Source organism: Brevundimonas sp. SL130 (assembly GCF_026625805.1).
Taxonomy (GTDB): Bacteria; Pseudomonadota; Alphaproteobacteria; order Caulobacterales; family Caulobacteraceae; genus Brevundimonas.
Genome location: NZ_CP113064.1, coordinates 1,656,067 through 1,680,713, shown reverse-complemented (window position 1 = coordinate 1,680,713; position 24,647 = coordinate 1,656,067). Strand labels below are relative to the sequence as shown.

The window sequence follows — 24,647 nt, the reverse complement described above, 5'->3', positions numbered from 1 at the left end:
AACTCTCCTCACCCCATGGCCAGGGTGTTGATCTGAAGAATGGGCAGCAGGATCGACAGGACGATCATCGCGACCACCCCGCCCATGACCACGATAATGGCCGGCTCTAGCAGGCTCAGCATCACGGCGGTAAAGGTGGCGAACTCGCGCTCCAGATAGTCGGCGGCGCGCTCCAGCATCGGCTCCAGCCGGCCGCTGCTCTCGCCCGAGGCGGTCATATAGACCAGCAGCGGGGGAAACACGTCGGCACGGCGCATGGCGGCCGACAGCCCCCCGCCCTCGCGCACCGCCTCGCCCATGGATTCCGTGGCCTGACGCAGGGCCATGTTGGACACGGTGCGGGCGGTGATGGTCAGGCCTTCCAGCACCGGCAGGCCGGCGGCGATCATGGTCGACAGGGTTCGCGCCATCCGCGCCCCGTGCAGGTCGCGAGTCAGGCGGCCGACGACCGGCAGCCTCAGCATCATCTGGTCGATCCGCAGCCGGATCGCCGGATCACGCCGCGCGAACACACCGGCGACCACCAGCCCGGCCAGCAGCAACAGGAACAGCCAGCCCCAGTTCCGCATCAGATCCGACACCCCGATCACCAGCCGCGTCAGCAGCGGCAGGGTCTGGTTCATGCTTTCGAACTGATCGACCACCTTGGGCACGACGAAGGTCATCAGAATAGCGATCACGCCCAGGGCCACCACGGCCAGGACGCTGGGATAGACCACGGCGGTGATCACCTTGCCGCGCACCTGCTGGTCCCGCTCCAGCCCGTCGGCCAGACGTTCCAGGATCGGTTGCAGCGCGCCCGACTGTTCGCCAGCCGAGACCATGGCCCGGTACAGCGGCGGAAAGGCCTGGCCCTGCAAGGCCATGGCGTCCGACAGGCGCCGCCCCTCCATAACCCCGGCGTGAACCCCTTCCAGCACACGCCGCACCACCGGCCGGTCGGCCTGAAGCGCCAGGGTGCGCAGGGCCTCCTCCATCGGCGAGACCGAAATCAGGGTCGCCAACTGGCGGGTAGTCAGGGCCAGGGTTTTGGCGTTCAGCCGGTCGCCTTGTCCGGAACCGGTCGTCCACTCCGCGCGCGGCGCGATCCGCGCCGGCGTCAGCTCCAGCGGCATCAGCCGGCGTTTCTTCAGTCGTCCTCGCGCCGCCGTCTCGTCCGGCGCCGTCACGGCGCCGGACACCGTGCGGCCCGCCGCATCCACGGCCACATAGTCGAAGGCCGCCATCAGGCCGCCTCCGCCGGATCGGTCGCGGTCTCCTGGCGGGCGACGCGCACCGCCTCCTCGACCGAGGTGACGCCGTCCAGCACCAGGGCGCGCGCGCGTTCCGTCAGGGTTCCGCCCCCGGCGAAGGCGGCGGCGACCACGGCGTCCTCGTCCGCCTCGGCCGCGATCAGGCGGCGCACCCGGTCGTCGATCTTCAGCACCTCATACAGGCCGACCCGGCCGACATAGCCGGTATGGCCGCAATGGGCGCAGCCGTGCGGACGCCAGACCCGCACCCCGGCCTTGGCGCCGATCAGTTTCGCCGTCGCCTGGTCGGCCGTCTCCGGCGTGCGGCAATGGTCGCACAGGCGGCGCACCAGCCGCTGGGCCACAATCAGCCTCAGGGTCGAGGCCAGCAGGAAGGGCTCCACCCCCATGTCGCGCAGCCGCGTCACCGCCCCCGCCGCATCATTGGTGTGGACGGTGGACAGGACCAGGTGGCCGGTCAGGGCGGCCTGGACCGCGACCCCCGCCGTCTCCACGTCGCGGATTTCCCCCACCATGACCACGTCCGGGTCCTGGCGCAGGATGGCCCGCAGGCCCGCGGCGAAGGTCATGCCGACCTTGGTGTTGACCTGGGTCTGGCCGACGCCGTCGATGGCGTATTCGACCGGGTCCTCGACCGTCAGAATATTGCGGGTCTGGTCGTTCAGCAGGGCCAGGCCGGCATATAGGCTGGTGGTCTTGCCCGATCCCGTAGGCCCGGTGACCAGGATGATGCCGTTCGGCTCCGCCAGGGCGGCGCGGAAAGCGGCCAGGGCGTCGGGCGCCATGCCCAGCCGGTCCAGGGTCAAGCCCGCCTGATCCTTGTCCAGGATCCGCATCACCACCCGCTCGCCGCCACGCGACGGCAGGGTCGAGACCCGCACGTCCAGCGACTTGCCGCCCAGGGCCAGGGGGATGCGCCCGTCCTGCGGCACCCGCTTCTCGGCGATGTCCAGCCGCGCCATGACCTTGATCCGCGACACCAGCAGGGGCGCGATGCGCGGGTTCAGGCTTAGCGCCTCGCGCAGCACCCCGTCGATCCGCATCCGCACCAGCAGCGCGCTCTCATAGGTCTCCAGATGGATGTCGGACGCGCCGGTCCGCACCGCCTCGGCGATGATCCCGTTGATCAGCCGGATCACCGGGGCGTCGTCGGCCGTGTCCAGCAGATCGGCCGCCGCCGGGATGTCGTCGATCAGACTGTCCAGCCCCGCCGGCATGTCCAGATCCTCGCCGTCCGCCGCCGCCAGATGGTCGCCCGCATAAATCTCCGACAGCTGCCGGTCGAAGGCGGCCTGTGTCAGCGGCTCTATCGCCAACGGCCGGCCCAGCACGCGCCGCGCCTCGATCAGCCCCTGGGGGTCCGCGCCCTCGCGCAGGCCGACCCGCGCCACATCGCCGGCGTCCAGCAGCAGGACGCCATGCCGTTTGGCGAACCCATAGGGCAGGCTGGGGCTGACCAGGGTGATCATCGGATCAGTTCCCGGTCGGCGGCAGGGGCGCGGCCTCGACCGGGGCCACAGGCGCCGTGACGCCGGTCGGGGCGATCACCATCGGCTCGCCCGTCGCCGGGGCGGCCGGCGCCTGGGTCCGCATATAGTCCCGCACCAGGGCGTCCAGGCTGGGCTCCCGATCCGGCTGCACCGCCTGCTGCTGATCGCGCATATAACCCCAGCGGTCGGCCGCCAGACCTTGCGCCTCTTCGCGCGTGCGGATGATGGTGGGGCGCAGGAAAACCATCAGATTGGTCCGCCCCCGCTGACGGCTGTTCGAGCGGAACAGGACGCCGACACCGGGGATGTCGCCCAGGCCGGGGATCTTGTCCGTCTGGATAATGTCGTTCTGGTCCAGCAGGCCGCCGGCCACCGCGATGTCGCCGTCGTCGACCACCAGGGTGGTCTGCAATTCGCGTTTGTCCAGCACAAGGTCGGTCGAACTGCTGGTCAGGCCGCCGTTGATGGCCGAAACCTCCTGGCGCAGCGTCAGGGTGATCGAGCCGCCGGCGTTGATCTGGGGTTTGACCGTCAGCCGCACGCCGATGTCCTTGCGGTCGGTCGTGGTGAAGGGGTTGGAATTGCCGTCCAGCAGGGTCTGGCCCGTCGTGATGGGCACCTCCTGGCCCACCAAGAAGGTGGCCTCTTCGTTGTCCAGCGTCATGATCGACGGGGTCTGGAGCAGGTTGGAGCCCTTGTCCGTCTTGGCCGCATTGATGATGAAGCCGAACAGGCCGCCGCCCACGTCCACGGCGGCGCCGCCGACAAAGCCATTGGCGCCCGACAGACTGTTCAGGGCCAAGGTTTGCAGCTGTTCCTTGAGAGGGTCGTCATCGTCCAGTTGCGCCGAATAGGCGCCGCCGGCGATATTCACCAGCGGGGTGGCGTTGTCGGTATAGTTGGTCAGGCCGACGCCGTTCTCGCCGCCGTACAGCCACTGGACGCCCAGTTCGCGCACGGCGTTGTCGCTCAACTCGACCACAATGGCCTCGATCAGCACCTGCTGGCGGCGCACGTCCAGCCGCCGGATCACGTCGGCCAGGGTCCGTTGCATATCGGCCGGACCGGCGATGACCAGGGCGTTGGCGCCGGGGAAGCGGGCGATGGTGGCGCGTTGGCCGGTGGCGGTGACAGTGGTCGAGCCGATGGCGCCGCCCGCAGCGTCCCCGCTTCCCAGGCTGGTTGCCGTTCGTGACAGGCCGCTCGATGCGCCGCTGGTCGAACCGGTCGGGGCGGTGCGCAGGCCCTGGCTTGCGCTGCTCGATGCCGTGACCGGCTGACCCACCACCTGTTGCAGCACCGGCAGCAACTGCTCGGCGTTGGCGTGCTCCAGGAAGACGACATTGACGTCCTGGCTGGCGCGCGACCGGCCGTCCAGATCGTGGATCAGGCCGCGCACCCGCGCCAGGGCCTGACCGTCGCCGCGCAGGACGATGGAGTTCGAGCTCTCGACCGCCGTGACCGTGACCATCCCCTGCCCGCCGCCGCTCGGCGCCGCCATCACCTGTTGCAGCACCCCCGCGATCTCGCGCGCCGAGGCGTTCTCCAGCGCCACGACCTCATAGCTGGACCGGTCCACGTCGATCCGGGCGATCAGCGAGCGGATGCGGGCCAGATTGTCGGAAAAGTCGGCCACCACCACGCTGTTGGCGCCGGGGTTGGCCAGGACCTGGCCCTGGGCCCCGACCAGGGGCCGGATGGTCTCGGCGGCCGAGGCGGCGTCGATGTTGCGCAGCTGGAAGACCTCGGTCGAGAACCGCTCCGCCCCGACGGTGGACGGCCCCTGGGCGGCGCCCTGGGCCGGACTGATGCGATAGGCGCCGGATTGGGTCGGGGTCACGACCAGGCCGTTGGCCCGCAGCGTCGATAGGAAGACCTCGAACAGCTGGGCGCGACCCAGCGGCCGGTCGCTGGTCACCGTCACCGTCCCGGTCACGGCCGGATCGACGATGAAGGTGCGGCCGGTGGTGCGGGCCACGTCCTGGATGAAGGCGCGGATGTCGGCGCCCTGGACGTTCAGGGTCTGGCGCGCCTCCTGGGCCAGGACGGGCGCGGCGGCCAGCGGCCCCTGGATGGCGAGGACGGCGGCGAGCGCGCCGACGCTGGAACGCGTCAGGCGGTGGCGCAGAGAGGCGGTCATGGACGCGTCCTTATGGTGGTGGTGCGCGTCTCGCCCGCGCGCTCATACTGGATTTCGGCCGAGGGAGCGCTGGCCAGCTGGCCGCGCAGGGCGCCGATGGCCTGGGGGGTGTTCAGGGCCACGCCGTTGACGGACAGGATGACGTCGCCCGACTGAAGCCCCGCGCTGCGCAACTCGGATGCGTTGCCGGCCGACGAGACGGTGAAGCCGTTGACGCCCAGCCCCTGGATACGGGGCCGCAGCGACGCCTGGGCCATCAGTCTTTGCGGATCGACGACGGCGGCCTGCCCCGAGACCGGAGCGGCGGCGGGCGGACCCACCACTTGAGGCGTCGAGGGCGGCGGAGGGGGCGGAGCGGCTCCAACGGGCGCGTCGGCGAACTCCAGCCGGCTGACGGACTGGCCCCGCGCCAGGGTGACGTAATCAGGTCCGACGCCTTGTAGCACCAGCCCAGGCTCGACCTCTTCGCCGACACCGACCGAAACTTGGCGACCGTCCGCCAGACCGATGATGGCGGAACCGCCGCCAATCCCGCCCGAGCGAACGCCGAACAGCCGCATCTGGCTGGCGTCCGCGCCCGAGGCGCCGGCCAGCGCGCCCTGCCCGCCCGTGCGGAAGAAGGCGTCGAAACGCGACAGAATGCTCAGATCGACGGCAGGGATCGGGTGCGCGGTTGCGACCTCGGAAGGCTTGGACGACGGAGCGACGAACAGCCAGACCAACCGCCCGGCCTGAACCAGCAGCAACAGGATCAGCACGCCCTCGACGAGGCGACGCAGCGGCAGACGACGCATACGGTCGGCCGCCAAGGAGACGCTAAAACTACGGAAAGCCGCGATCACGACGCCATGCCTGTTCCGGCCCCCACACGGCCATGGCGCGATCTAGACTAATCGTCCGTATGCGGGCCGCACCGAAGTGTGAAGACACGAAGAACATGTCGTGACAGTCGCGACCCATACGGATCATTTCAAAACGAAAACGACCGGGAAGCCGATGGCTCCCCGGTCGCAAACGTCTCGCCTGTTCCTGAAATCAGAAGCGGGCGGTCAGGCTGATCGAGGCGCTCTGGCCCAGGTCGTAGTTGTTGACCCGGATCTTGTTGCCCAGCTCCTGGTACTCGTCGAAGTCCGTCCCCAGCAGGTTCCGCAGCTCCAGGGCGAAGCCCATGTCGTGGGCCATGACGGTGAAGTCCTTGCGATAGACGAAGTCGAGGAAGACGCCCGGCTCCTGGATGAAGTCCGGCTCGCGGCTCGCGCCGGTGCCGGCGCCGCGGGCGGTGATCCGGTCGCTGACATAGTTGACGATGATCGTCGCCTGCGAGCGGGCCGTATCGTCTTCCCAACCCAGTTGCAGGTTGGCGACATGGTCCGACTGGCCTTGCAGACGGCTGCCGTCCTGGATGAAGAAGGACGCCTGTTCGGGCGAGCCCGCACCGCCCAGGGTCAGGACCGTATCGCCCGCCCCCACCTTAACCTCGGAGTTCGAGTAGGTGTAGTTGGCCTGCACCAGCCAGCGCTTGTTGGCGATGAAGCTCATGCCCTGGTCGGGGAAGTCGAAATACTTCTTCACCTCGACCTCGGCGCCCATGATGGTCGCCTTGGGCGCGTTCAGATACGACTGCTGGCGCTGGTTGCCCACATCGACGATGACGGACTCAACCGGCTTGTCCATGTCCTTGTAGAAGACGCCGGCGGTGATGAACTGCTGGCGGGCGAAGTACCATTCGTACCGCGCATCCAGGTTCAGCAGTTCGGTGTCCACCAGATAGGGGTTGCCGATGAAGATGCGGTCGCTTTCCGGGTCCGTATAGGCCTGGGGCGCCAGTTCGCGGAACTGCGGACGGCCGATCGTCTGCGACACGCCGAAACGCAGTTGCTGATCCTCGGCGAAGTTCCAGGTCGCCGTCAGCGAGGGCAGCCAATACTGCTCCTCGATCTCGGTGGCCTCATAGGTCGAGGTTCCGCCGAACACGTCGCGCGGCGTGACGCTCTGCTGACCATCCTCGAACCGGACGCCGACCGTGGTGCGGACCAGCGGGATGATTTCCGCATCGACCATGGCGTAGGCGGCGTTGACCTGCAACTCGGCCTCATAGGCGCTGGCGCCATTTCCGCCGGCGATTTCGCGCAGCTGTAGGGTGCTCGAGTTGATGTTGTAATCCGAGAACAGATAGTCGATGCGCGACATCCGCTGATCGTCCGTCAGGCCGTTGACGGCCTCGAACTGCAGATCGTGGCGGCTGGCTTCACGATTGTTGTCCAGGGTGGCGACCCCGGCGCTGATGATGGCTTCGCGGGCCTCGGACAGAGGCAGGGTATAGGCCACATCCACGCCGCCGGACACGATGTCGTCGTCCAGTTCGCTGAACGAGATCAGATTGCCCTGGACGTTGTGGATGTAGTCGCCGTCCGCGTTGACGCCGTACTGGAAGCGCGACTCATAGGGCGCATCCCGCGAGGTCTTGGCGTAGGCCGCGCGCCAGTCGATCTCCAGCGCCCCGTCCATGAACTGATGCTCGCCGGCCAGTTGGCTGCTGAACAGCTGGCGCACGAACCATTCGGTATAGTCGTTGCGGATCACGCTGCCGCCGGCGTCGAAGTCGGGACCGGCGACCGAACGGGCTTCCTTGGTCGTGTTGCGGACGTACAGATTGGTCCACTTGACCTCATGGTCGGCGTTCGACAGCGACAGGCCGCCGAGAAGGTTCAGGCGGATGTCGTTCTGGTTCGAGTCGACGTCATAGGTCGAAACCGGCACCAGGACTTCGCCCTGGAACTGGCCCTCTTCCTGGACGCCGCTACGGGCGCGCCAGCTGTTGTCGTAGCCAGCGACGGCGATCAGCCCCAGGGTGCCGATATCCGTTTCGTGCGAGAAGCCGCCCGCCAGTTCCACACCGCCGTCGATCGGCGTCTTTTCGCGTTGCAGCAGGCGCAGCGGGGCGTTGACCAGCGACTGGCCCATGGTCTGGAGCTGGTCGGCGGTGAAGTTGGCGCTGTTGATCTGCTTACCCTGATTGAAGGCCATAGCGATCGCGCCGGGGACTTCGCGGGTGTCGTCGTCAAAACCGGTGAAGTCGGTGCGCGACCCGTAATAGATCAGGTTTTCCTTGCCCGTGGACTCGGTGTTTCCGCCGAGCGACAGCTTCATATTGAAGAAGGGCTGGTTCGGAGCGTCGATGGTGTGCAGGTCGATGACGCCGCCGCCGAACTCGCCGGGGAAGTTGGGCGAATAGGTCTTCTGAACCGTCACGCCGTCCAGAATGCTGGAGGGGAACAGGTCCAGGGGTACGACCCGTTGCAGCGGCTCGGGGCTGGGCAGGGGCGAACCGTTCAGCAGGGCCGAGGAATAGCGCTCGCCCAGGCCGCGCACATAGATGAAACGCCCTTCGACGATCGACAGGCCGGTGACGCGGGTCAGGGCGGCGGCGGCGTTGCTGTCGCCGGTGCGCTCCAGGTCCTCGGACGTCAGGAAGGCCGCGACTTCGGAGCTTTCGCGATTGGGTTCGGGAATATAGCGACCCAGAACGACGATCTCGCCGACCTCGGTGGCCTGCTCGTCGACCTGTTCGGCCGGGGTCTGAGCCGTCGGTGATGCGGTTTGGGCGAACGCCAGGCCGGGCGCGATCAGCGCACTGGTGGCGAGAAGGACCCCGCTCAGGGTCAGAGTAAGTCTATTCATGGTCTGCGCCTTGAAGGGGTCAGGAAACGCGAAGAACCGGCGGCGACCTCAAGGTCGCCGCCGGCGCTGTCGTCTTCAGCAGGTCGAGCCGGAGGTCAGGCCGCAGGTCCAACCCTGCCACCAGGTGTCCTGGGCGTTCCGCACGGCGCCGATATAGGTCACGCTGTCGAAGAAGCTGTAGACCGTCTTCGGATCGACCGCCGTCACGGCGGTTTCGTTGGCGCCGTTGATGAAGGCCAGGTTCTGGTTGGTGATCGTCGCGCCCGAGGGAGCCGTCAGGGTCGAGGTTCCCAGCGCCGTGACATTGGTGTTGCGGGCGTTGGTGAAGACCGCCGTCGAGCGGGCGACGTTGGCCGGACGATACGAGACCGAGCAGGACATGTAGATCGAGCGCAGCGAAGGCGTCGAACCACTGTCGAAGCTGGTCTGGGTGTCCGCGTCGGCGATATCGAAGCAGCCCGCGACCGAACCCGTCGTCGAGGTGGCGACGATGTTGATCAGGTTCGGGTTGGTGCCGGTGTCGAAGTGCATGACCGTGTGGGCGTCGGTCGGGGCGTTACGGCCGACCAGGGTCCAGTTGGCGATCTTCGGCTGCGACAGATAGCGCGAGGCGTAGGGCGTCGAGGCCGGGGCAGACGAGAACTCGAAACCGGCCGAACGGCTGGTGGCGTTCGGCGCGCGCTGGGTCACGATGCCGAACTGGGCGCCGCCGCGCCAGCCGGTGTCGGTGTCCAGACCGTCGTCGTCAGCGCCGTTGATGACGATGCGCTTCAGATTGGCGTTTCCGCCGAAGATTTCGATGCCGTCGTCCGAGCTGTTGTACGACTGGATATACTCGAGGGTCGTGCCCGAGCCGACGCCGGCCAGGGTCAGGGCCTGCAGCTCGTTGCCGGTCGAGATTTCAAAGCCCGAGTATTTGATCTGGACATAGCGCAGACGGCCCGAGTTGTCGGCCGCGGTGTTGCCGCCGTAGAAGGCGCTGGTGCCTTCGACCTGGCCGGTGCAGGTGACCGGGGCGGTCAGCTGGCAGTTGGCCTGGGGCGCACGGCCGGCGAGCACGATGCCGCCCCACTGACCCTGCGAGGTCGCGGTGGCCGTGCCTTCGATGTCCTGGCGGCTGGTGAAGATGACGGGGTTGGTCGCGGTGCCTTCGGCGTAGATCTGCGAGCCGCGGTTGACCAGTAGATAGTCGCCGCCGCTAGAGGCGAAGACCTTCACGCCCGGCTCGATGGTCAGGATGCCCTGGGTTCCGGTGGTCGAGGCGGGGTCGATGCCGCGGTCGGTGCCGACTTCGGTGCGGCCGCTGATCGCATAGATGGTGCCTGCGCGGACCGACAGGGTCAGGTTGCCCAGAACCTGTTGCGGCAGCTGGCAGACGCGCAGGGTGCCGTTGGCGATGGTGCCGATGTTCGACAGACCGGTCGGGCAGTCCGAGGCGGGCGTGCCGGGCGTCGGGGTCGTCGGCGTGGTCGGCGTGCCGCCGCCGCTGCCGAAATCACCCTCGCCGGGCGAGGCCACCTCAGAGGAGCCGCACGCGGCGAGCGCGAGGGCGCTGGCCGCCGTCACGAGAAGGGTCTTGAGCTGAAGGCCGGTCATCGTCAGTCCACCGTGTCTGATCAAAGAGCTATGACAGGGGACGACCGAGCTCATGCCCGGCCGCGATGACGTGTTCGTCCCTCCTGCCCAACTTCAGTCATAGTCAGACCGTGTGACGGCGCATGCGCCCTAAGATGAAGCTTCGGCAGAGGTTTTGCGGACAATTCACATCGAATTTGCAATATTTGGTCCGTCACCAAATCAGTTTCGTCACCGATCAGTAGACGCCTTCTCGCCCCAGCACGGCCGGCACCGTGCGCAGGATCAGCGCCAGGTAGGTCCGTATCGTCAGGTTGCGGACCAGCCACATGTCCATGGCCACGCGACGCGGATAAGACACATGGTTGCGTCCTGACACCTGCCACAGCCCCGTCAGTCCGGGCCGCACCGTGCAATAGGCGGCGAAGCGGCGTCCATAGAGCGGCGCCTCATCTGCAACGATGGGCCTCGGCCCGACCAGGGACATGTCGCCGACCAACACATTGATCAGCTGCGGCAGTTCATCCAGGCTGGACAGACGCAGGAACCGCCCCAACGGCGTCACGCGGGGGTCGCGTCTCAGTTTCCGGCGCTCCGCCCACTCCCCATCCACCAGTTGGGGCAGGCGCGCCTCGGCGTCCGGAGTCATGGAACGGAATTTCAGACAGGCGAACGGCCGACCGTCGCGGCCGATCCTCTGCTGGCGGAACAGGGCCGGCCCGCCGTCCTGCGCCCGTACCGCGGCGGCGATCAGCAGCAGGGTCGGCAGAAAGAACAGCAGAGCCGCCAGGGCCGCCAGCACATCCATAAGGCGGATAAGGGCCCGGCTCCCGTGATCGGAAACCGGGCCGTCCGCCTCCATGTTTCGCAGCGCGGCTTCAACGGTCGTCATATCCGCCCCTCCCCCGGGGCGGGAATATTCCTTAAGGTTGTAGTGATGGCAACCCTCAATCATGTCCACAAAACAACGCGGACTTGATCATCAGCCTGTTGACGCCGGCGCAAAACCTATCATAGGTTGCATCGTGCTCCGTCCAGACCGCAAACCCTTGCGCCGTCCCCCGCTCCGGCTCGTCGAACAGCCGCCGGCGGAACCCCGTTGGTCGGGCCGCCGCTCGGTCATGGTCATGATCGGGCTGGGCGCCCTGTTATGGGTTTTGGTTGCGGCGGCAGGTTGGCTTTTAGCCCGCGCCTTCGCCTGACCTGACCTGACCGGATCAGTCGCCGTTCCACCAGCCGAGATTGACGGGCCGTCGAACGCCCTCGACCGTGACGGTTCCGCTGATGACCGGCGTCCGGTCGCCCAGATTGCGACGCGCGGTGGCCAGGGCGCCGGGGTCGATCCGGGCCTCCAACCTGGCCTCCCGCCCGCCCGGCGCGACAGCCACCAGGCTCAGCCGCTCGTCGGTCAGCGCATAGGCGCGCGGCGTGAACCTGACCGTGCCGTCCGGCCCGGCCAGGGTCAGGATCAGCGGCGACGCCTCGCGCTGTCCGACTTCCCAGGCCTCGAACGCCGACGCCTGGCCAATGAACAGGCTCTCGACTCGCCAGCCCTCTCCCGCCTCGACGACGGGCCGATAGTCGCCGGAGATGTCCCCCTCCAGCCGATGGCGGAAATCGGCTTCACGCTTGGGCGCTGAAGCCGGCGCCTCCGGCCGCGCCTCACGCCGCTCGCAGCCGGCCAGCACCGCCACACCGAACAGCATGGGGCCGAACAGCATGGGGCCGATCAGGGCAGGAACCAGAAGACGCCGCATCATCGATCCAGCGACCGATCCAGAGCCAGGAATCCGGCGATGGCCAGCTCCGTCGCCGAGGTGAAGACCTCGGGTTTGATCCGCTCGAAATCGTCAGTCGGGCGGTGATAGTCGGGGTGATAGTCGACGCCCATATAGAGGAAGGGCACCCCCTTCTCGAAGAAGGCGCCGTGGTCCGACGCCGAGACCCAGTTGTTCTCGCCCACGTCCTGCGGCGTATCCTTGCCGAAGGCGAAACTGACCGGGCCGACGGCCGGTACGGGCTCCAGGATCGGGCGCAGGTTCGGGTGCTGATAGGTTCCCGTGACCCACAGATGGCCGTCGGTCTCGGCCCGCGCCGTCATGTCGAAATTCAGGTTCAGGGCGATGGACGACAGGGGCACGGGCGGCGCCTTGACGAACTCGCGCGCGCCCAGCAGCCCCCGCTCCTCGCCGTCGAAGGCGGCCAGGATGACGCTGTGCTCGGGCGGACGGGCCTTCAGCCGGCGGGCCAGCTCCAGCAGGGTGGCCACGCCTGAAGCATTGTCGTCGGCGCCGTTGTAGATCTGGCCGCCGTAGGTCCCGACATGGTCATAATGGGCGCTGACCACGATGTAGCGATCCCCCACGCGGGTTCCGGGGATCATGCCCAGAACGTTGAAGCCCTGATAGAGCACCCGCCCCTCGGGCGACGGTCCCATGCCCTCGAACCGCTGCAGCCGTCCGAACCCGGCCGGCGCGACGCCCAGGGCCTCCAGCCGCGACACGACATAGGCCCGCGCCCGCTCCCCGCCCGGCGTGCCGGTTCCCCGCCCCTCCATGTCGTCCGCCGACAGGATCCGCACATCGTCCAGCAACTGGCCGTATTCGGCGGAGATGACGGGCGCGGGCGGCGGCGGACTGATCGGCTCGACACAGCCGCTCAGCGCCAGGGCGGCGCATCCGCCGAGCAGAAAGGATCGGACGGCGGCAGGCGACATGGACGACTCCGTAAATGACGATTCAGCCTAGCCTGCGGATCGTCCGGCGTCAGCCCGTGGTAATGAGACCCCGACATGTCCAGCGCGATTCTCCCCTTCCCGCCCGTCGAAGACCTGACCGCCGAAACCGCGGCCGACGCCCTGGCCTGGCTGGCCGCCGAAATGGCCCGCCACGACGCCCTCTACAATGAGGCGGCGCCCGAGATTTCCGACGCCGACTACGACGCCCTGCGCGCGCGGAACCTGGAGATCGAGGCCGCCTTCCCCGACCTGGTCCGCCCCGACTCCCCATCGAACAAGGTCGGCGCGGTCGCCTCCAGCCAGTTCGCCGAGGTGCGCCACGGCGTGCCCATGCTGTCGCTGGACAACGCCTTCGACGAGGGCGAGGTGCGCGACTTCGTCGCCCGGATCGCCCGTTTCCTGAAACTGCCGGCCGACGAGCCCATCGCCTTTGTCGCCGAGCCCAAGATCGACGGCCTGTCCGCCAACCTCCTCTATGTGGACGGCCGGCTAACCCTCGGCGCCACGCGCGGCGACGGGCGCACGGGCGAGGACGTCACCGCCAATCTGAACACCATCGCCGATGTGAAGCAGACCCTGGCCGGCGACGACTGGCCCGACCGGATCGAGATCCGGGGCGAGGTCTACGCCCCCAACGACGCCTTCGCCGCCTTCAACGCCGCGGCCGAGGCCGAGGGCCGCCGAACCTACGCCAATCCTCGCAACTTCGCCGCCGGCTCCCTGCGCCAGAAGGACGCCCGGATCACGGGCAAACGCCCGCTGAACTTCTTCGCCTACGCCTGGGGCGAACACTCCAGCGACTTCGCCGAGACCCAGTGGCAGGCCCTGCAAAAGCTCAAGGCCTGGGGCTTCCCCGTCAACGCCCGCTCGCGCCGGGTCGAGGGCGCCGAAGGCCTGATCGAGGTCTATCGCGAGCTGGAACGCGACCGCGCCACCCTGGGCTATGACATCGACGGCGTGGTCTACAAGGTCGACCGCCTCGACTGGCAACGCCGCCTGGGCTTCGTCGCGCGCAGCCCCCGCTGGGCCATCGCCCACAAATTCCCGGCGCAACAGGCCACCACTGTGCTGGAGGGGATCGACATCCAGGTCGGCCGCACCGGCGCCCTGACCCCCGTCGCCCGTCTGCATCCGGTCACGGTCGGCGGCGTCGTCGTCCGCAACGCCACCCTGCATAATGAAGACGAGATCGAACGTCTGGACGTCCGCATCGGCGACACGGTCACCCTGCAACGCGCCGGCGACGTCATCCCCCAGATCCTGGGCGTCGTCCCGGACCTGCGCCCCGCCGACGCCGTCCCCTATCTCTTCCCCGACAAATGCCCGGTCTGCGGCTCAGAAGCCGTGCGCGAGGGCGACGAGGTCAAGCGTCGCTGCACCGGCGGCCTGATCTGCGACGCCCAGATCGTCGAACGGCTGAAGCATTTCGTCGGCCGCCGCGCCTTCGACATCGAAGGCCTGGGCGAGAAACAGCTGGTCGCCTTCAATGCGCGCGGCTGGATCAAGGAACCCGCCGACATCTTCCGCCTGGCGCGCGACGCGGCGCGGCTGAAGGAACTGGAACGCGACGACGGCTATGGCGAGACCAGTATCCGCAACCTGATCGCCGGCATCGACGCGCGTCGCGTCATCTCGCTGGACCGCTTCCTGTTCGGCCTGGGCATACGCGACATCGGCGAACAGACCTCCATCGTCCTGGCCCGCGCCTTCGAAACCTGGCCCGCGCTGAAGACCGCCTGCCTCCAGGCCGCCTCGGGCGTCTCGTCGGACGCCTGGACCGCTCTCGCCTCCGCCCACGCCGTATCGCCCCGCGTCCTGACCCTGATGGCCGAGGCGACGCCTCCCGCCGCCGATCCCTGGCCCGAGGCCACGATGGACATGAAGATCAGCCAGGCCTTCCCCGGCATGGCCGCCCCGGCCCGCCGCTCGCTGGCGACGATGGTTCAGGACTGGTCCGGCCTGGTCGAACTGGCCCGCGTGGCGCGTGAAGAAGGCCCGTCCGAAATCCTGAACCAGATCGCCGGCGTCACCGGCGTCGGCCCCGTCGCCGCCCTGGCCCTGGCCCACTTCTTCCACGAGCCGCACAATCTCCAGGTCGTCGCCGCGCTCGAGGCCGAACTGACCCAGATCCTCGACGCCGAACGGCCCAAGTCCGACACCCCGGTCGCAGGCAAGACCGTCGTCTTCACCGGCGCCCTGGAACGCTTCACCCGCGACGAAGCCAAGGCCCGCGCCGAAAGCCTGGGCGCCAAGGTCTCGGGCTCCGTCTCCAAAAAGACCGACTACCTCGTCGCCGGCCCCGGCGCCGGCTCCAAGCTGAAGGACGCCGAGAAACACGGCGTCCAGGTGCTGACCGAGGACGAATGGCTGGCCTTGATCGGGGGGTAGGCGTCAGGGGATCGGGAAGCCCCAGGTCCGAGGGTCGAAGGGGTCATCTCCCGACGCTAAGCCCTCAAGGCGGGCGGGACCTGCCGTGATCGAGACCGCTCGCAATACGCTCGTGAGTCCGCCCCGGCTGGTGTTTTCCTCGATCAACAACATGCCGTCGGCGGCCACGCATTGCGCCTGGCCAATGTCCTGCACGCCGGGCCTGCCGTCGATCCAGTTACATTCCTGACCTAGAACCGTTTCCGGCGTTCGTTCGATCCTTGGCTTCTCAGTCGGTGCTGAAGCCGTATCGTGGCTGGCCCACATCCTCGTGTGCGTCCCCTGCCCGTCCCATTGCGCTGACCAGACGACGCTTCGATCTGAATTTTCTAGAGTTCTGCGGCGCTCGCCGTTGGAGATCTCCTCGACAAATTTCCAGTCGCCACGACTTACGATAGTGCGACGGATTGGACCGATGACAAAGGATCGCCCCTCCATAACGACACGATAGTCGCTCTGCTCAGGCAGGCTCACGGGATCACCTACCCCCGTAGGCGCTCGGGTGGCGCACCCTGCCGCCAGGCCCAATGCGACAAGAACAATACCGTAGAGCGCTCGTTGCATATCGCCAGACATATCACGCCTAGCTTGCACAATGCCTACCCTTCAGAGTGTGGCAGCGGAAAGCAAGCATCCAGGCAGCATGCCGCGCTCCCAATTTCGCAGGAAAACCGTCGATGGGTCAGCGGCTTGAAAATGCTTCAAGCCGCCAACCCAGCACGTTCGCAAACGGCCTTATGATCTCGCCCAGGTCTTTGACGTAGCGATCTGACATCCCCGCCGCACCCGCCTTGGACGTCGAGAATAGACGAAAATAGACTCCATTTTTTTGGAGTGGATTCCGTCTATTTCAGATCGTCATGACGATCCGCCCCTCGATCTGGCCGTCGCGCATCCGCTGGAAGATGCTGTTGATGTTCTCCAGCGGCTCGACCGAGACCGTGGCCTTGACCTTTTCGTCGGCGGCGAACTGAAGCGCCTCCTGAAGGTCCAGACGGGTTCCGACGATGGAGCCGCGAACCGTGGTGCCGTTCAACACCATGTCGAAGATCGACAGGGGGAAGTCGCCGGGCGGCAGGCCGTTCAGGGCCACGGTCGCGCCCCTCGACGTCATATTGACCGCCTGTTCGAAGGCCTTGGGCGAGACGGCCGTGACCAGCACGCCCTGGGCGCCGCCGTCGGTCTGGGCCTTGATGTCGGCGGCGGGATCGTTCGAGGTCTTGGCGTTGACCGTCACGGTCGCGCCCAGCCGTCGCGCCAGATCCAGCTTGGCGTCGTCCACGTCCACGGCGGCGACGTTCAGACCCATGGCCTTGGCGTACTGGACCGCCACATGGCCCAGGCCGCCGATGCCGGAGATCACCACCCAGTCGCCCGGCTTGGTGTCGGTCATCTTCAGCCCCTTATAGACCGTCACCCCGGCGCACAGGATCGGGGCGATGTCGGTGAAGCTGACATTGTCCGGCAGGTGGCCGACATAGTTCGGATCGGCCAGGGCGTATTCCGCAAACCCGCCATTGACCGAATAGCCGGTGTTCTGCTGGTCGTGACACAGGGTCTCCCAGCCGCCCAGACAGTGTTTGCAGTGGCCGCAGGCCGAATACAGCCAGGGCACCCCGACCCGGTCGCCCTCCTTGACCAGGGTGACCCCCGCCCCCACCGCCGAGACATAGCCGACGCCCTCGTGGCCCGGGATGAAGGGCGGGTTCGGCTTGACCGGCCAGTCGCCCTCGGCCGCGTGCAGATCGGTGTGACAGACGCCGGACGCCTCGATCTTGACCTGGATCTGGCCCGGGCCCGGCTCGGGAAGCGCGACCTCTTCGATGGTCAGGGCCTTGCCGAATTCGCGCACGACGGCGGCCTTCATGGTTCTGGGCATGGTGCGTCCTCGACGGCTTAGGGGAGCAGGCGGACCGAAAGCAGGGCGTCGGCCCGCCCGCCTAGTTTGCGCACGCCGAACAGACGGAACAGCGAGCGATCACAGGATGGCCGATCCAGGACCGGCCATCCTTGATGCAGATCAGAAGAAGCCCAGCTTGTCGGGGCTGTAGCTGACCAGCAGGTTCTTGGTCTGCTGATAATGGTCCAGCATCATCCGGTGGTTCTCCCGCCCGATGCCCGACTTCTTGTACCCCCCGAAGGCCGCATGCGCCGGGTACTGATGATAGCAGTTGGTCCAGACCCGCCCGGCCTGGATGGTCCGCCCGGCGCGATAGGCGGTGTTCATGTCGCGCGACCACACCCCGGCGCCCAGGCCGTATTCGGTGTCGTTGGCGATCTCCATCGCCTCTTCAAAGGTCTTGAAGGTGGTCACGGCCAGGACCGGACCGAAGATCTCCTCCTGGAAGATCCGCATGTCGTTCGTGCCCTTGAACACCGTCGGCTTGACGTAATAGCCGCCGGCCAGATCGTCCTTCAGCTCCGCCTGATCGCCGCCGGTCAGCAACTGGGCGCCTTCGTCCTTGCCGATCTGCAGATAGCTCAGGATCTTCTTCAACTGCTGCGCCGAGGCCTGGGCGCCGATCATGGTCGCGGGGTCAAGCGGGTCGCCCTGGACGATGGCCTCGACCCGGGCGATGGCCTTGGCGATGAAGGCCTCATAGATGTCCTCGTGGATCAGGGCCCGGCTGGGGCAGGTGCAGACCTCGCCCTGGTTCAGGGCGAACATGGCGAAGCCCTCCAGCGCCTTGTCCAGGAAGGCGTCGTCGGCGTCCATCACGTCCTTGAAGAAGATGTTCGGCGACTTGCCGCCCAGCTCCAGCGTCACAGGAATGATGTTCTTGGTCGCATACTCCATGATCTTCTGACCCACGGCGGTGGAACCGGTGAAGGCGATCTTGGCGATCCGCGGATTGGTGGCCAGCGGCTCGCCCACCTCGGCGCCCGTGCCCGACACGATGTTCAGCACGCCGGCAGGCAGCAGGTCCTGGATCAGTTCGATGACGACCAGGATCGAGGCCGGGGTCTGTTCCGCCGGCTTCATGACGATACAGTTGCCCGCCGCCAGCGCCGGCGCGATCTTCCAGGCGGCCATCAGGATCGGGAAGTTCCACGGGATGATCTGACCGACCACGCCCAGCGGTTCATGGAAATGATAGGCCACCGTGTCGTGGTCCAGCTCCGAAATCCCGCCTTCCTGGGCCCGGATACAGCCGGCGAAGTAGCGGAAATGGTCGATGGCCAGGGGGATGTCGGCGGCCAGGGTCTCGCGCACCGGCTTGCCGTTGTCCCAGGTCTCGGCCTCGGCGACGGCCTGGAGGTTGGCCTCAATCCGGTCGGCGATCTTGTTCAGGATGACGGCACGCTGGGCGACGCTGGTCTTGCCCCAGGCGTCCTTGGCGGCGTGGGCGGCGTCCAGCGCCAGTTCGACGTCGGCCGCGTCGGAATGGGCCACCTCGCACAATACCCGACCGTTCACCGGCGAGGTGTTCTCGAAATAGCGGCCGTTGACGGGCGGAACCCACTGTCCGCCGATGAAGTTGTCATAGCGCGCCTTGAACTTGGGGGTGGTGGCGCGAACGAATTCTGGCTTGGTCATCAAACACTCCTGACTTTCCTCGGGCGTCGCTTGCCGACGTCGTTGGGCCCAGAAACTCGTCCTCGCCCGGCCGATCCGCCAGACGGCTCGTTCATGGTGCGGCGCAAACCTGTCGCAGAACTGCGACAGTCGGATCAGTGCGGTTCGCCGGCCAGACCCAGCCGGTGCAGCTTGCGGTGCAGGGTCGCGCGACTGAGGCCCAGCGCGCGCGCCGCTGCGGAGACATTGCCCCCGTTCAGCGCCAGGGCGCGACGCACGGCGCCCCGCTCGGCTTCCAACAGGTCTGTCTCGACGCAGCCCGCACCCAGAACCTCCGACGCCGCCAGCTGCGCCGCGATCCGCTCGTCCGTGATGGACAGGGCCAGCCGCGCCGCGCGGGTGGCGCCGATCACCAGATCGTCCTTGTCCACCGCCAGAAGGGCCGCGGCGTTTCTTTCACCGGGATCTCCGGCCAGCACGATCCGCGCCTCGGCGAAGGCCTGGCGAAAGGTCTGAGCTTCGATCGCCCGCGCCGCGTCGGCCACCGCAGCGGCGATCAGCCCCAGCATGCCCTCCGTCGCGTCAGCGCGGCAGGACGAGACGTCCAACAGGCCGGCCAGCCGTCCCCGATGGTCATGGATCGGATGGCTGGTGCAGCTGAGGGCGGTGTTGCGCGTATGGAAATGCTGGTCCCGGTGGATGGTCAGCGGGCGATGCTCGACCAGGGCTGTGCCTATCCCGTTGGTGCCCTCGACCGCCTCGGACCAGACGGCGCCCGGCCACAAGCCCCAGCGGCGAAAGACCTCGTCGTCCGCAGCCGCTCCCCGGCGCTCAAGCGGCACGCCCTCCGCATTGGTCAGCAGGACGCAGCACCCTGTGTCTCCGACGGCGAGGAACAGCCGATCCAGCACCGCAGCCGCCGCGCGCGTTATCGGCTCCATGGCCTGTCGCGCTTCACGCAGTTGGGCGTCCGTCAGGGTGTGGGGGCGACCGCTGTCCTCAGGGTCCAGGCCGTACAGAGACATCGACCGTCGCCAGGAGGCCGCCAGAGCCGAGCGGGCGGCTGCGGCGCCGCCGTCTAGCGTCGCCTTGATGAGGCTGAGGTGGTCGTTTCCTGATCGCGCGCCCATGGCGCCTCCCAAGGCTTGTCTCGCACAATCAGACGCCTGACGCGCGGCAAGGTCAATCCGACCTTGGTCGGCGCGCCCCAAAGCTTACCTAAGGTCTGGTTTTCATTGCGATAAGGTGATCCGCAAAGCCTTGTTTTGAACCGAAACCCGGATCACCCTGCGTCTCAACGGGTCGCCGAACCGGCCCGAGCAAAGGGAACGACCATGAAGACCAAGATGATGCTGGCCGCCGCCGCCCTGGCGGCTGCGCTCGCCTCCCCCGCCCTCGCCGGCGACCCGACCGGCCTGTGGCAGACGCCGACGAACGGCGGCCAGGTGCGGATCGCGCGCTGCGGCCAGGCCCTGTGCGGGACCCTGGTGACGTCGAACACCATCCGGGCCGACGCCAATGCCCGCGACACGGAGAACCGTGACGCCGCCCAGCGTAGCCGCCCCCTGCGCAACCTGCCCATGCTGACCGGCTTTACCGGCGGCCCGACCGAATGGCGCAACGGCTCAGTCTATAATCCGGCCGACGGCCGCACCTATCGCGGGACCATCACCCTGACCGGGGACAACAGCCTGAACCTGCGCGGCTGCGTCGTCGCCCCCCTTTGTAAAACTCAGACCTGGACCCGCGTCCAGTAGTCAGCCGTCAGACGAAATGAAGGCCCGGCCGGATCGCTCCAGCCGGGCCTCTTCATGCCTGGCTCTAACCTGGCCTCAGCGGTTCAGCGCCACACGCGCCGCCTCGGCGTACCGGTGCCCCACGGCCGCCCCCTTGGGGAAGACGGCGTCGATCCGAACCAGATCCTCCACCGTCAGGATGATGTCCGCTGCGGCGGCGTTCTGTTCCAGCGTGGCGACGCGGCGGGTGCCTGGGATCGGAACCAGATCCTCGCCCTGGGCCAGGACCCAGGCCAGGGCCAGTTGGGCGGCCGTCACGCCCTTGTCGGCGGCGATGGCCGTCACCGCCTCGACCAGATCCAGGTTCTTCTGGAAGTTCTCGCCCATGAAGCGCGGGTTGGTGCGGCGGAAGTCGTCCGGCGCCAGATCGTCGAGCGACTTGATCTCGCCCGACAGGAAGCCCCGCCCCAGGGGGCTGTAGGGCACGAAGCCGATGCCCAGCTCCCGCGTGACCGCGAACAACTCATCCTCGGGATCGCGCGTCCACAGCGAGTATTCGGTCTGAAGCGCCGTGATCGGGTGGGTCGCATGGGCCTTGCGCAGGGTGTCCGGCGCGGCCTCGGACAGGCCCAGGAACCGCACCTTGCCCTCCTGGACTAACTCGGCCATCGCCCCGACCGTCTCTTCGATCGGCGTGTCGGGATCGACGCGGTGCAGGTAGTAGAGGTCGATGTGATCGACGCCGAGCCGCTGGAGGCTGCCCTCGACGGCGCGGCGCACATTGGCGGGGCTGCCGTCGACCAGCAGCTTGGAGCGGTCGGCGTTGTAGTTGATGCCGAACTTGGTGGCGATGAAGGCCTGGTCTCGTCGGTCCTTCAGGGCCTGGCCGACCAGAAGCTCATTGGTATGCGGGCCGTACATCTCCGCCGTGTCGAACAGGGTGATCCCCAGGTCGAGGGCGCGGTGGATGACGGAAATGGACTGGGCTTCGTCCGCAGCGCCGTAGAAGGCGCTCATACCCATACAGCCCAGGCCGATGGCCGAAACCTCGGGCCCGTTCGGACCCAACTTGCGCGTCTTCATCTGCGCTCTCCTGTCGATGTGGGGGATCGGCGACGACGCCGACAGGAGTTCAGATGGTCGTTGAAGCGGCGGGCTGCAAGCCCTGCCGCGTCGAACGATGGTACCGCCTCTCAGGCTTGAACTGAGGACCTCCGGTTCCACAAACCGGCGCTCTAACCAACTGAGCTAAGGCGGCCCGCTCATCGCGAGGGGCGTTCTCTACCGGCCCTGCGTCCGGTGATCAACCCGTTCGATGAGATTTCATCGCTAGAAGACGCAAAAGAAAAACGCCCCGGAGATTGCTCTCCGGGGCGCGTATTTTCTAACCCCAAACCTCTTAGTCGAGGTTGAAGGGCACCCGGACGCGGAAGGTGGCGTCCTGAGCGGCGCCATCGACGGTACGCGGAGACAGTTGTCCACGCTGAACCACCCGAATGGCGGCCCGACCGAAGCCCATTCCCGCCGGCTCCTCCGAAATCACGCGGCAGTTGACCGGCGAGCCGTTGGACCGAGCGGTGCATTCGACCGTGGCCGATCCGCTGACTTCGCGTTCCAGCGCACGAGCCGGGAAGTCGTCTGCGGTCGGACGCGGCTGACGCGACCACTGAACGTTCGTGATCGTGGAAGGACGCGGCGGAGCCGGCGGAGCCGGCGGCGGCGGCGGTCCGGGGATGTTCACCGGCGGGCCCTTGTACTCGACCCGCTCTTCCTTCGGCGTCGGCGTAATGTTCACCGGCGGCGGAGGAACGACGTTCGGGACCGCAGCCGGCACACGCACCTGAAGCTTCGGCGGCGGCGGCTGATCCGTCGGCGGAGGCGGCGGGGGCGGAGGCGGCGGAGGCGGCGGAACCGGCTCGACCAACTCGACCTCGACGGACTCGTCGACGTAGTTGAACTCCTTCAGTTTGAACTTCGACTGCTGAAGGAAGAAGATCAGCAGGGCGAACAGGAGCGTAACGACCAGAAGACAGGCGATCAGCACGGGGTACGAAACCCCCATGAAGCCCTTCTTCTTCGGTACGTCGTAACGACTGCGATGATATGCGACGTCTGTCATACTATCTCCGCGCTCTAGCTCGCAGCATGGTCTTCGCCGACCAGTGCAACGCTGTAGAAGCCGTTATCCTGCAAAGCGTTCATGACCTGCATGAAATCGCCGTAGCGGGTGTTTTGGTCGCCCCGAATGAAGATCCGCTCATCCGCCGGATTCCGAGCCCCGATCTGCGTCAGCAGATCGTCGCCCAGCGAGCCGACGTCGGTCAGGGAATCGCCCACAAAGACGTCGCCGTCACTCTGGATCGATATATAGACCGGCTTGGGCGGGTTCGGGGCCGCCTTGGCGACAGCGGTTGGCAACTCGATCGGCACCGACACAGAGGCGAGCGGAGCCGCAACCATGAAGATGATCAGCAAGACCAACATGATATCAACGAAAGGCGTAACGTTGATATCGCTGTTGGCCTCAACCTTGTTGCCGCCGCCGCCTGATTTAATCTTGGCGGCCATCCGTCTTACGCCCCCTTGTCGAGCTGACGCGAGATGCCGTTCAGCAGCTCGGCGGCGAAGCCGTCGGCGCGGGTGCCGTAGGCGGCGATGCGCGTGTTGAAGTAGTTATAGAAGACAACGGCCGGGATAGCGGCGAACAGGCCGATACCGGTGGCCAGCAGGGCTTCAGCGATACCCGGAGCAACGACGGCCAGGTTGGTCGTGTTGGATTGGGCGATGCCGATGAAGGAGTTCATGATGCCGTAAACGGTGCCGAACAGACCGACGAACGGACCGATCGAGCCGACCGAAGCCAGGAACTGTTGGCCGCCCGAGAGGCGCAGAGCCAGACCGGATTGAACGGCGGTGACGGCGGCGGAAGCGCGGCCCAGGGCCGAGTCGAGGTGATCGCCCGTGACGGACAGACCGGCCTGACGCGACATTTCGACTTCTTCGGTCGCCGCAGCGGCCATGTCGGCCAGCGGGTTGCCGTCGAACTCTTCCTGGGTCGAAACGGCGCGCATGTCAGCGATAGTGCGGGCGCCGCGGAAGGTTTCGAGGAAGTTGTCGGTCTTGCGGTTCAGCGCGCCGAACTCGAACAGCTTGATGAGCAGCAGGGTCCAGGACAGGATCGAAGCCAGAAGCAGGCCGATCATGACGACCTTAACGATGATGGTCGCTTCCATGAACATGGAGATCGGCGTGATGTCGCCGCCGTGACCGCCGCCGACGGCTTCGTTCATGGTCTCGGGGTTCGCCGCGTCGGCGGCCGGAGCCATCGCCGTCGGGGCTGCTGCGGGTGCAGCGGCCGGGGTCGGCTCGGCCGGAGCCTGGGCCAGCACCGGCGAGCTCGCCATCAGCACGGCGGCGCCGGCCATGGCGAGAATGATGTTCGTCTTTTTGCTGTTCAGCATAATTCGCCAGTTCCTGCTTGGTCTGACTCGTGGAACCAAAGGTGCGGCCGTGTCAAAGGGCCGCCCCCCAACCTGAAATGTTTCCTTCAACGCCCAATGTCCCATCGGGATCAATCGGTCGCTGAATTCTTGAGTGGAGACTAGTCCGGTCGCCCGTACCGCCTCCGATGTTCGAACCGTTGGAGAACGCGCCTCCTGAGAATCCGTCTGACGCCTTTATGGGAGAGCGTCGCAACCCCTTTGGCGAACCCTTACCGGAGCGTCAAGGGACAAGAGCGGGTTTTCCCCTAAGGCACGAAGATCAGTCATATCTTGCCGGCTCCGCCCTCCCCCTTGCCGAAGCACGACATTTCCATGATGAATTTGAACCAGTTGGCGCAAGCTTGTTCGAAAGCGCCATCCCACGCAGTTTTTGACTTCTCGGGAAGGGTTTCTCGGGTCATCCGTCCCCCGGAGCGGATCGCGGCGCTGTGACGCACAAGGGCTAAGCCCAGGGGATTGACCGAAGGGGCGTGATGAAGGGGTTTTTCGCGGCCAAATAAAAGATGGTGCCTGGAGGCGGGTTCGAACCACCGACACGCGGATTTTCAATCCGCTGCTCTACCAGCTGAGCTATCCAGGCGCCGACGC

The 24,647-nt window shown here is 66.9% G+C and carries 19 protein-coding genes and 2 tRNA genes; 2 read left to right on the top strand and 19 right to left on the bottom strand.

The features are described 5' to 3' along the window. Positions 1 to 8: 8 nt before the first annotated feature. The 9 genes from gspF to OU998_RS08310 all read right to left on the bottom strand — a co-directional run bounded on the left by gspF (position 9) and on the right by OU998_RS08310 (position 12,855). The gene (gene gspF, locus OU998_RS08350; RefSeq protein WP_267516574.1) at positions 9 to 1,226 is read right to left on the bottom strand and encodes a type II secretion system inner membrane protein GspF; all 1,218 of its coding nucleotides are present in this window, start codon (positions 1,224 to 1,226) and stop codon (positions 9 to 11) included. Then, on the bottom strand, positions 1,226 to 2,722 hold the full coding sequence (gene gspE / locus OU998_RS08345) for a type II secretion system ATPase GspE (RefSeq protein ID WP_267516572.1): 1,497 nt from the start codon (positions 2,720 to 2,722) through the stop codon (positions 1,226 to 1,228). Before gspE ends, gspF begins: the two co-directional genes overlap by 1 nt. Positions 2,723 to 2,726: 4 nt before the next feature. Continuing rightward, positions 2,727 to 4,883, bottom strand: coding sequence for a type II secretion system secretin GspD (gspD, locus tag OU998_RS08340; protein WP_267516570.1), 2,157 nt, complete (start codon positions 4,881 to 4,883; stop codon positions 2,727 to 2,729). After that, positions 4,880 to 5,677, bottom strand: a complete 798-nt coding sequence (locus OU998_RS08335) for a type II secretion system protein N (protein WP_267516569.1) — start codon at positions 5,675 to 5,677, stop codon at positions 4,880 to 4,882. Before OU998_RS08335 ends, gspD begins: the two co-directional genes overlap by 4 nt. Positions 5,678 to 5,918: 241 nt before the next feature. Then, a complete protein-coding gene (locus OU998_RS08330; protein ID WP_267516568.1) occupies positions 5,919 to 8,564 on the bottom strand; it encodes a TonB-dependent receptor domain-containing protein in 2,646 nt (881 codons plus the stop codon). Between the two features lie 75 nt (positions 8,565 to 8,639). Further along, a complete protein-coding gene (locus OU998_RS08325; RefSeq protein ID WP_267516567.1) occupies positions 8,640 to 10,160 on the bottom strand; it encodes a hypothetical protein in 1,521 nt (506 codons plus the stop codon). A 217-nt stretch (positions 10,161 to 10,377) separates the two neighbouring features. Further along, positions 10,378 to 11,031, bottom strand: coding sequence for a sugar transferase (locus OU998_RS08320; RefSeq protein WP_267516566.1), 654 nt, complete (start codon positions 11,029 to 11,031; stop codon positions 10,378 to 10,380). Between the two features lie 325 nt (positions 11,032 to 11,356). Next, a complete protein-coding gene (locus OU998_RS08315) occupies positions 11,357 to 11,896 on the bottom strand; it encodes a hypothetical protein (RefSeq protein ID WP_267516565.1) in 540 nt (179 codons plus the stop codon). After that, the gene (locus OU998_RS08310) at positions 11,896 to 12,855 is read right to left on the bottom strand and encodes a M28 family peptidase (protein WP_267516564.1); all 960 of its coding nucleotides are present in this window, start codon (positions 12,853 to 12,855) and stop codon (positions 11,896 to 11,898) included. The genes OU998_RS08315 and OU998_RS08310 overlap by 1 nt, the downstream gene beginning before the upstream one ends. Positions 12,856 to 12,930: 75 nt before the next feature. Between OU998_RS08310 and ligA the strand changes: the two genes are divergently transcribed. Beyond that, on the top strand, positions 12,931 to 15,264 hold the full coding sequence (gene ligA / locus OU998_RS08305) for an NAD-dependent DNA ligase LigA (RefSeq protein ID WP_267516562.1): 2,334 nt from the start codon (positions 12,931 to 12,933) through the stop codon (positions 15,262 to 15,264). Between the two features lie 3 nt (positions 15,265 to 15,267). Here ligA and OU998_RS08300 read toward each other — a convergent pair whose 3' ends face one another. The 4 genes from OU998_RS08300 to OU998_RS08285 all read right to left on the bottom strand — a co-directional run bounded on the left by OU998_RS08300 (position 15,268) and on the right by OU998_RS08285 (position 19,950). Beyond that, a complete protein-coding gene (locus OU998_RS08300; protein ID WP_267516560.1) occupies positions 15,268 to 15,777 on the bottom strand; it encodes a hypothetical protein in 510 nt (169 codons plus the stop codon). Between the two features lie 376 nt (positions 15,778 to 16,153). Further along, on the bottom strand, positions 16,154 to 17,182 hold the full coding sequence (adhP, locus tag OU998_RS08295; RefSeq protein WP_267516559.1) for an alcohol dehydrogenase AdhP: 1,029 nt from the start codon (positions 17,180 to 17,182) through the stop codon (positions 16,154 to 16,156). A gap of 141 nt (positions 17,183 to 17,323) precedes the next feature. Further along, positions 17,324 to 18,841: an aldehyde dehydrogenase family protein gene (locus OU998_RS08290; protein ID WP_267516558.1), complete on the bottom strand. Its 1,518-nt coding sequence runs from the start codon at positions 18,839 to 18,841 to the stop codon at positions 17,324 to 17,326. Between the two features lie 134 nt (positions 18,842 to 18,975). Beyond that, positions 18,976 to 19,950, bottom strand: coding sequence for a GAF domain-containing protein (locus tag OU998_RS08285; RefSeq protein WP_267516557.1), 975 nt, complete (start codon positions 19,948 to 19,950; stop codon positions 18,976 to 18,978). A gap of 204 nt (positions 19,951 to 20,154) precedes the next feature. Here OU998_RS08285 and OU998_RS08280 point away from each other — a divergent pair, with 204 nt between their 5' ends. Then, positions 20,155 to 20,577 carry a DUF2147 domain-containing protein gene (locus OU998_RS08280; protein ID WP_267516556.1) on the top strand — a complete coding sequence of 141 codons (423 nt, stop codon included), beginning with the start codon at positions 20,155 to 20,157 and terminating at the stop codon, positions 20,575 to 20,577. Positions 20,578 to 20,652: 75 nt separating this feature from the next. Here the strand turns inward: OU998_RS08280 and OU998_RS08275 are convergent, their stop codons facing one another. The 6 genes from OU998_RS08275 to OU998_RS08250 all read right to left on the bottom strand — a co-directional run bounded on the left by OU998_RS08275 (position 20,653) and on the right by OU998_RS08250 (position 24,639). Beyond that, a complete protein-coding gene (locus tag OU998_RS08275) occupies positions 20,653 to 21,639 on the bottom strand; it encodes an aldo/keto reductase (protein WP_267516555.1) in 987 nt (328 codons plus the stop codon). A gap of 98 nt (positions 21,640 to 21,737) precedes the next feature. Beyond that, positions 21,738 to 21,814: transfer RNA gene (locus OU998_RS08270), tRNA-His, on the bottom strand. A gap of 141 nt (positions 21,815 to 21,955) precedes the next feature. Further along, positions 21,956 to 22,675: an energy transducer TonB gene (locus tag OU998_RS08265; protein ID WP_267516554.1), complete on the bottom strand. Its 720-nt coding sequence runs from the start codon at positions 22,673 to 22,675 to the stop codon at positions 21,956 to 21,958. A 14-nt stretch (positions 22,676 to 22,689) separates the two neighbouring features. Continuing rightward, a complete protein-coding gene (locus OU998_RS08260) occupies positions 22,690 to 23,124 on the bottom strand; it encodes an ExbD/TolR family protein (RefSeq protein ID WP_267516552.1) in 435 nt (144 codons plus the stop codon). Between the two features lie 5 nt (positions 23,125 to 23,129). Beyond that, the gene (gene exbB / locus OU998_RS08255) at positions 23,130 to 24,017 is read right to left on the bottom strand and encodes a tonB-system energizer ExbB (RefSeq protein WP_267516551.1); all 888 of its coding nucleotides are present in this window, start codon (positions 24,015 to 24,017) and stop codon (positions 23,130 to 23,132) included. 546 nt (positions 24,018 to 24,563) lie between these two features. Further along, positions 24,564 to 24,639 (bottom strand) — tRNA-Phe (locus tag OU998_RS08250). Positions 24,640 to 24,647: the final 8 nt, after the last annotated feature.

What these genes read in the sequence shown, in the direction of transcription:
- gspF (WP_267516574.1), bottom strand. Translation starts at nt 1,226, where the DNA reads ATGGCGGCCTTCGACTATGTGGCCGTGGATGCGGCGGGCCGCACGGTG.
- gspE (WP_267516572.1), bottom strand. Translation starts at nt 2,722, where the DNA reads ATGATCACCCTGGTCAGCCCCAGCCTGCCCTATGGGTTCGCCAAACGG.
- gspD (WP_267516570.1), bottom strand. Translation starts at nt 4,883, where the DNA reads ATGACCGCCTCTCTGCGCCACCGCCTGACGCGTTCCAGCGTCGGCGCG.
- OU998_RS08335 (WP_267516569.1), bottom strand. Translation starts at nt 5,677, where the DNA reads ATGCGTCGTCTGCCGCTGCGTCGCCTCGTCGAGGGCGTGCTGATCCTG.
- OU998_RS08330 (WP_267516568.1), bottom strand. Translation starts at nt 8,564, where the DNA reads ATGAATAGACTTACTCTGACCCTGAGCGGGGTCCTTCTCGCCACCAGT.
- OU998_RS08325 (WP_267516567.1), bottom strand. Translation starts at nt 10,160, where the DNA reads ATGACCGGCCTTCAGCTCAAGACCCTTCTCGTGACGGCGGCCAGCGCC.
- OU998_RS08320 (WP_267516566.1), bottom strand. Translation starts at nt 11,031, where the DNA reads ATGACGACCGTTGAAGCCGCGCTGCGAAACATGGAGGCGGACGGCCCG.
- OU998_RS08315 (WP_267516565.1), bottom strand. Translation starts at nt 11,896, where the DNA reads ATGCGGCGTCTTCTGGTTCCTGCCCTGATCGGCCCCATGCTGTTCGGC.
- OU998_RS08310 (WP_267516564.1), bottom strand. Translation starts at nt 12,855, where the DNA reads ATGTCGCCTGCCGCCGTCCGATCCTTTCTGCTCGGCGGATGCGCCGCC.
- ligA (WP_267516562.1), top strand. Translation starts at nt 12,931, where the DNA reads ATGTCCAGCGCGATTCTCCCCTTCCCGCCCGTCGAAGACCTGACCGCC.
- adhP (WP_267516559.1), bottom strand. Translation starts at nt 17,182, where the DNA reads ATGCCCAGAACCATGAAGGCCGCCGTCGTGCGCGAATTCGGCAAGGCC.
- OU998_RS08290 (WP_267516558.1), bottom strand. Translation starts at nt 18,841, where the DNA reads ATGACCAAGCCAGAATTCGTTCGCGCCACCACCCCCAAGTTCAAGGCG.
- OU998_RS08285 (WP_267516557.1), bottom strand. Translation starts at nt 19,950, where the DNA reads ATGGGCGCGCGATCAGGAAACGACCACCTCAGCCTCATCAAGGCGACG.
- OU998_RS08280 (WP_267516556.1), top strand. Translation starts at nt 20,155, where the DNA reads ATGAAGACCAAGATGATGCTGGCCGCCGCCGCCCTGGCGGCTGCGCTC.
- OU998_RS08275 (WP_267516555.1), bottom strand. Translation starts at nt 21,639, where the DNA reads ATGAAGACGCGCAAGTTGGGTCCGAACGGGCCCGAGGTTTCGGCCATC.
- OU998_RS08265 (WP_267516554.1), bottom strand. Translation starts at nt 22,675, where the DNA reads ATGACAGACGTCGCATATCATCGCAGTCGTTACGACGTACCGAAGAAG.
- OU998_RS08260 (WP_267516552.1), bottom strand. Translation starts at nt 23,124, where the DNA reads ATGGCCGCCAAGATTAAATCAGGCGGCGGCGGCAACAAGGTTGAGGCC.
- exbB (WP_267516551.1), bottom strand. Translation starts at nt 24,017, where the DNA reads ATGCTGAACAGCAAAAAGACGAACATCATTCTCGCCATGGCCGGCGCC.